Annotated in this window: 2 protein-coding genes; both read right to left on the bottom strand. The window is 35.9% G+C overall.

Features of this window, described 5'->3' with window-relative positions; all coding sequences use genetic code 11:
* Nucleotides 1–123, bottom strand: a 123-nt coding sequence (locus tag RTW80_RS24850) for a Gfo/Idh/MocA family oxidoreductase (RefSeq protein WP_215534105.1), incomplete at its 3' end; no start/stop codon positions are given.
* 11 nt (nt 124–134) lie between these two features.
* A complete protein-coding gene (locus RTW80_RS24855) occupies nt 135–1,352 on the bottom strand; it encodes an MFS transporter (RefSeq protein WP_000179691.1) in 1,218 nt (405 codons plus the stop codon).
* Between the last annotated feature and the right edge of the window lie 340 nt (nt 1,353–1,692).

Here is a 1,692-nt window from a genome sequence, read left to right on the forward strand (position 1 = left end):
GGCAATATTTTCTCCATTTTCAGGATCGTATACACATGTAATTTTTGCATTATCATGCATATTCATAAAACGAGCTAATTCAGCGCCAAAGTATCCAACACCAACAACGCCATAATTAATCATAAAGCCTCCAATCATTTAGCCACGGATAGTTTATAAATTTTACCTGGAATATCAAAACCAACTAACAAAATTAATAAGGCAGAGAATGCAACCGTAACAATGAATAATGAAACACCTAAGCCATAATATCCTGAAATGTATGTAGCTAATACAGGTGCGGCCATTCCTCCAGTTGCCCCTAAGTTATAAATAAGACCGGTCCCTAATCCTCTTAATTTTGTTGGAAAGTAATCATATATAAATTTTGGAACCAACCCTGCAATACCTAAATTTGTAAACATTAATCCAAAGAGACATAATCCTATAAGAGAAGAGTTTTTCACAGAAATAAAAAAAAGAGGACAAAGGAAAATAAATGAAGTTATTAGACCGACTACAAAGGCTTTTTTTACACCAATCTTATCACCAACAAAACCAAAAAATATTGTACCTGTCAGTGTTCCTAAACCTGCTATTGTCATCAGAGTTGAAATGACCACTGTATTAACTCCATTATCTGCCAGGTAGGAAGGAAGTAGTCCGTTTATCGGCCAGTTTGCACCAAATAGACAAAAACAGACGAGGAAAACGATCATAGAGATTGAAAGATGTGGTTTTCTGAAGACAGACAAAAATGTTGATTTATCCTTATATTTATCTTCAATCCACTCCTGACTTTCTGGAGCACTTTTTCTGATCCAAAGAACTAGTAAAACTGGTAACAGGCCTATAAAAAAAGAGTTTCTCCATCCATATACTTCAGCAAACTGAGGGATTATTTGTGCCGCAATAATATTTCCAACAGAAAAACCACTTACCAAAAAAGCACTAGCTTTAGATTGAAGATTTTTAGGCCAACTTTCTACCGCATAAGTTGAAGCACATGCATATTCACCAGACATCCCTAAGCCAACAATAAAACGGCAAACTGCGAGCATATATAAGTTTGTAGCAATACCGCTAAGGCCTGTTCCGACTGAGTAAATGAAAATTGCCCACATCATCATTGGCTTACGACCATATTTATCAGCCATGGCACCAAAAAAACCACCTCCAATAGGTCTGGCTATGAAGGCCACTGTCCCTATTAAAGTAGCCTGAATATCCGTAATGCCAAGATCTGCTTTTATAATATGAAGAATGTAAAATATCATCATAAAATCAAAGCCATCAAATACATATCCAAGCCATGCGGAAAAAAGAGCTTTCCGTTGTGGTGGATTAACTTGTTTATACCATGCTGTTGCCATATTTGTTTCCTGTGTTATTCTAATATAGCCCTTAAAGTAAATATTAGGGAGCCTCAACAATATCCAGAAATAATTATATTGTCTTCAAATACGCCAGTACTATTGATTGTTATCAATACCTAATCAGTACAATCTTTTCCTCCATTTCTTCTTAACATATTTCACTCTATGAAAGATAAAACTGATACCCACCTACAGTTTTGGGTCACCAACAAAAAACAATGTTCGCCAGATATTCCACCACTGGCACAGTTCAACCCTGCTTCAAAAATTGACTTATTCATTGTGCTCATTTTCGTAGTCCGTTCAGGTTGAATAAAACTCCCTTCGTCAAATGAGG

Source organism: Escherichia sp. AM3 (genome assembly GCF_032029835.1).
Taxonomy (GTDB): Bacteria; Pseudomonadota; Gammaproteobacteria; order Enterobacterales; family Enterobacteriaceae; genus Escherichia; species Escherichia coli.